The sequence below is a fragment of the Okeania sp. SIO2F4 genome (assembly GCF_010672385.1).
GTDB lineage: Bacteria > Cyanobacteriota > Cyanobacteriia > Cyanobacteriales > Microcoleaceae > Trichodesmium.
On sequence record NZ_JAAHGT010000824.1, the window covers coordinates 1 to 4,428 of the forward strand.

Annotated in this window: 3 protein-coding genes and 1 pseudogene; 3 read left to right on the plus strand and 1 reads right to left on the minus strand. The window is 36.0% G+C overall.

The annotated features are described in order from the left end of the window. Positions 1-2,777, plus strand: a 2,777-nt coding sequence (locus tag F6K22_RS33320) for a CHAT domain-containing tetratricopeptide repeat protein (RefSeq protein ID WP_293108222.1), incomplete at its 5' end; no start/stop codon positions are given. 482 nt (positions 2,778-3,259) lie between these two features. Then, entirely contained in the window at positions 3,260-3,781 is a 522-nt protein-coding gene (locus F6K22_RS33325; RefSeq protein ID WP_293108225.1) for a hypothetical protein, read from the plus strand. A gap of 72 nt (positions 3,782-3,853) precedes the next feature. Here the strand turns inward: F6K22_RS33325 and F6K22_RS33330 are convergent, their stop codons facing one another. Beyond that, positions 3,854-3,979 (minus strand): hypothetical protein, encoded by a 126-nt coding sequence (locus F6K22_RS33330; protein WP_293108227.1) that lies wholly within the window; start codon positions 3,977-3,979, stop codon positions 3,854-3,856. A 22-nt stretch (positions 3,980-4,001) separates the two neighbouring features. On the opposite strand from F6K22_RS33330, the pseudogene F6K22_RS33335 reads away from it, so the two are divergent. Further along, a pseudogene (locus tag F6K22_RS33335) lies at positions 4,002-4,229 on the plus strand (TIGR03279 family radical SAM protein); the annotation flags it as partial. Positions 4,230-4,428: the final 199 nt, after the last annotated feature.

Consider the following 4,428-nt stretch of genomic DNA (forward strand, 5'->3'; position numbering starts at 1 on the left):
TGGCTAATAGCTTACATAACCTCGGTTCCCTATACTATAATCAAGGAAAATATAGTGAAGCTGAACCTCTTTTGCAAGAGGCTTTAGCCATGAGAAAACGTTTATTTACTGGAGACCATCCTGATGTGGCTAATAGCTTACATAACCTCGGTTCCCTATACTATAATCAAGGAAAATATAGTGAAGCTGAACCTCTTTTGCAAGAGGCTTTAGCCATGAGAAAACGTTTATTTACTGGAGACCATCCTGATGTAGCTTTTAGCTCAAATAACCTTGCTTTGCTCTACGATCATCAAGGAAAATATAGTGAGGCTAAACCTCTCTATCAAGAGGCTTTAGCTATTTATAAACGTTTATTTACTGAAGACCATCCTGATGTGGCTAATAGCTTAAATAACCTAGCTTGTCTATACTATATACAAGGAAAATATAATGAAGTTGAACCTCTTTTCCAAGAGGCTTTAAGTATATATGAAAGTCTGTTTCCGAATGGTCATCCTCGTGTACCACTAAGTCTAAATAATCTAGCTTCCCTCTACACTATAACTAACCGCCGTCAACAAGCCCTAAAATCCTTTAAAGAAGCCACAGAAGTAGAACATCGCTTAATGAATCAAGAATTTTTAGGCAGTTCAGAAAATGATAGAATGATTTTCCTAGACAACATTAGAACCACACAATATGCCTTACTTTCCCTCGTCTATCAACACTTTTATCCCCTAGAAAAATCTCCAGAAAAATCAGAAGCTATTCATACTGCTTTAGACTTAGTCTTAAAACGTAAAGCCATCAGTAACGCCGCTGATGCAGCTTTCAATGCAGCAATGAATAGCGATCGCTACCCCCACCTCCAAGACTCTTTTCAAACATATCGTTCTCTGTGGAAACAAATTGTTAATTTGCAGTCTTCTCTTTACTTACCGGAAAATTCATCTCGCCTCGAAGCTAATCAAAAACTCCTGAAGGAACTATATGTTGAAGTCGAAACTTTACAAAAAAAGCTCTCTGCTGAAGTGCCAGAAATGAACCTGGAAAATCAATTAGTCGATCGCCAAGCTATTGCTTCAGAATTACCAGAAAATAGTACCTTAATTGAATTTGCTTATTTTCCTGTCTATGACTTTACTACTAAGGAATATCAAACTCCTCGTTATCTTGCCTTTATCTTACCTGCGAAAAAACCGGAAAAAGTGCAGATGATTGACTTAGGAGCAGCAGAAAAAATTGATAATTTAATTAGTCAGGTGCGTCAAGCTATTTCCCCAGTCAACCTAGAAAATATGGGTTTGGCTACGAAAAAAGTCAGGTTAGGAATATCTAAACCGTTAAATCCATTTGTTGAATTAACAACTACAGTTTTTGAACCTCTAAAAAAATACTTACAAGGCGAACAATTATTTATTTGTCCCGACGGCAAGTTAACCCTGATTCGGTTTGAAATTTTACCTGTAGATGGAGAAAATAATCAATTATTTATTGATAAATATCAAATTACCTATTTAACAGCAGGTAGAGATTTATTACGAAAGAAAAATCAACCTAAACGTACCGCCTCGGAATCTTTAGTTATTGCCGATCCTAATTTTGATTTGTATGTAGAAATCCCCCCAAATTCTCTTAGTAAGGAAGAAATCCCCCCAACCCCCCTTGGTAAGGGGGGCTTAGAAATTCCCACAAATTCCCTGAGTAAAGAAGGCTTAGATATCTCCCCAACCCCCCTTAATAAGGGAGGCTTAGAAATTCCCCCAACTTCTCTTAGTAAGGGGGGCTTAGAAATTCCCACAAATTCCCTGAGTAAAGAAGGCTTAGATATCTCCCCAACCCCCCTTAATAAGGGAGGCTTAGAAATTCCCACAACTCCACAGGAAAAAACAGACTTATCTATTAACTTAAATTCTCTGAAAAGTGAAATTATTCAAACTTTCGGACAAGAGGATAAAAAACCATTTTTACCTGTTCCGATGACCAGAGAAATTGCCCAAGCTGTTGCTGCCGAATTTCAAGTCAAACCTCTATTACAAAATGATGCCTTAAAAACTCATTTAACAAATGGTAAATGTCCGAAAAAATTAGTTCTGGCAACTCATGGTTTCTTTTTAGAACAAGAAAATAGAAACTTGCAGCTTAAAACTATGCCGATCATTTGGTTGCTTCTTCGAGAGTATAACTCCATAGTTGGTATTCTATTTCTACGCAACTTCCAGACTCCTCTTAATCAAATCCAAACTACACAAAATCCATTATGGCGTTCGGGATTAGCATTAGCAGGAGCAAATACCTGGCTTTTCGGAAGAGAAATTCCCCCAGAAGCAGAAGAAGGAATTCTATTTGCTTTAGATGTAGTAGGTTTAGATTTATGGGCAAATGAATTAATCATTTTAATTGCTTGTGACACAGCACTCGGAGATGTGAAAATTGGAGAAGGAGTCAAAGGATTACGCAGTGCATTTACCGCAGCCGGAGCTAGACTTTTAATTATGAGTTTGTGGTCTGTTCCAGCTCAAGTTTCAATTCTATTAATGAACCGCTTTCTTACTAATATGCAGCAGAAAAAATTATCCAGTCAACAAGCTTTACAAGAGGCACAACTTTATATCAAAACAATCACAAGAACAGAATTAGAAGCTTTACCTACTGGTCAGAAAATTATCCAACAAATTCGAGAACGTTTATCAGAAAAATCTGCTGAATTATTGAGACAATGGGAAGTACAAAACTATCCTTTACAAGCACGTCATTTTTGCGGTGCGTGGGTATGTGTAGGTAAGGAGTTTTAAAATTACAGCCCTTTTTATTTGAGTAGACCACAAAGTAGGGACGTTGCATGCAACGTCCCTACAGGGTTATCATTTTTTTTATGTGGTTCATGAACCTGAAAACTGCTGTAAAATTTAAAAAGCAATAGAGTCATCTATTAGATGACTAAAGGTAAACGAAATGTTAATACAATCAAAACCCATGAGATTGCTTCCTTCCACTCCGTTCCAGTCGCAATGACATAGTTGTAAATTTTCTGACTTATCTACTTCTTCCTTCCTCCTTCTTCCTTCTTAAAAAAAATGTCTTACAGCGACTTCACATTAGCAAAAGTCAAACAAACTTTTGAAATTAACACCACTTAGCAAAAGAATTATTTTGCTAACTTCCCACCATTAGAACCTAGTTCATTATTAATAGACATCTCCAGAAAAGAGGGAGTAGGGAGTAGGGAGTAGGGAGTAGGGGGAAAGAATTGACGGTTTGTGCGTATAGGATTGATTTGATTTTTTATTTTTGGAGAGGTCTAATAGAAACTCTAAATTATAACGTAGCGATCGCTCTGGCAAGTAATAGTGAAAAGGCTCGTTCGGAAATGATTATTGCTCCGATATTAATAGACTTTAAAAGACAAAACCAAGAACAAATAAATATTTTTTCAGGGATAGATTTTAGCGTCGAACCAGAAAAAGGTTTAAATGGAACTTGTGACTTTTTGATTACTAAGTCTCCAGAAATGTTAACAATAACAGCTCCAGTCATAACTATTGTTGAAGCTAAGAAAGAAAACCTTAATTTAGGATTAGGGCAATGTATTGCAGAAATGATAGCTGCTAGAATATTTAACCAAAAAGAAGGTAACAATATAAACACAATTTATGGAGCAATTACATCAGGAACCAACTGGCGATTATTGAAATTAGAAGGGGAAAATCTTATTATAGATTTAACCGAATATTACCTAAATCAAATTAATCTAATCATGGGAATATTAACAGCTAGTCTGACTTCTCAAGCAAGATAAACTTAAGAAAGAAAAAAGAATGTAGGTTGGGTTGATATGAAAAAACCCAACTAAAATGTGCGAACGAGAAATTTATTTCCCTAAAACTGTGTATTTATTTTTGTTTTGATCCGTTTCATTCATAGCTTTATGAGCTTGAGTAACTGCATTCATAATTGTGCCAATCTGAGCTTTAACTTCTGCAATCTTTTCCTGCATTTTCAACTCTATCAACGGATAACAACCACCAGACCTAATAGACTATCAATATTTTTGCCCTGAGGAATATCTAGAAATAGAAGTTATTGACGCAAAAGATAAAACTCACCACATTGAAATAGAAAAAGACTACGACCAAGACTAGGGGTGAGAATTTTCTACCGCTCTGTTTGATGGTCTCATTCAATGTAACAACCGTTGTCCGTTTTGCTCCATCGAGCAACAACCATCAGGGAAAGGAGACACTCTATAGACAAAACCAATAATGAGTGTTTATATTTCTTTATTAGGTAACTTCTTTAATGTTATTGTAGTTTAGGAGACCTAACTATTGTCCAACAGTTGAGAAAAAAATCATGGGTACTAAACAAGCGTCTTTTTTATTAGGTATCTCTCGTCAACGTTTATTAGTTTTACTAGCTCAAGGAAGAGTTAAAGGAGCCAAAAAA